Source organism: Mesorhizobium sp. M4A.F.Ca.ET.020.02.1.1, from assembly GCF_004022645.1.
Taxonomy (GTDB): Bacteria; Pseudomonadota; Alphaproteobacteria; order Rhizobiales; family Rhizobiaceae; genus Mesorhizobium.
This window is the reverse complement of sequence record NZ_RZOI01001427.1, coordinates 1-398: the sequence shown is the minus strand read 5'-3', so window position 1 is coordinate 398 and position 398 is coordinate 1. Positions and strand designations below refer to the sequence as shown.

General features: G+C 71.1%; 1 pseudogene. It reads left to right on the top strand.

Features of this window, described 5'->3' with window-relative positions:
* Positions 1-398, top strand: a pseudogene (locus tag EN742_RS37510) (methyltransferase); the annotation flags it as partial.

Sequence of the window (398 nt, the reverse complement as noted above, 5' to 3'; positions counted from 1 at the left end):
GTCGCGCTGTCCCGCAGCGCGGGCCATGCTGGTCGAATGCTCGCCGGACATGGCCGAATTCGCGGCCGCGACGCTTGCCCACCCCGGCAATGCGCATCTCGGCGACCGGGCCTCGGTGCTGAGGGCCGATGTCGCGCTGTCCGGCAAAGCGCGCGGCGCGGCCGGCCTTGCCGACAACAGCTTCGACTTCGTCATCATGAACCCGCCCTTCAACGCCGCCGAGGATCAGGCCACGCCGGATGCGCTGCGCAAGCAGGCGCATGTGATGGAGGACGGGCTGTTCGAAAGCTGGATCAGAAGCGCTGCCGCGGTGGCGAAGCCGCGGGGCGGGCTCGCCGTCATCGCCAGGCCCGAGCAGCTCGGCGCCCTGCTCGATGCGATCGAGGGCCGCTTCGGCG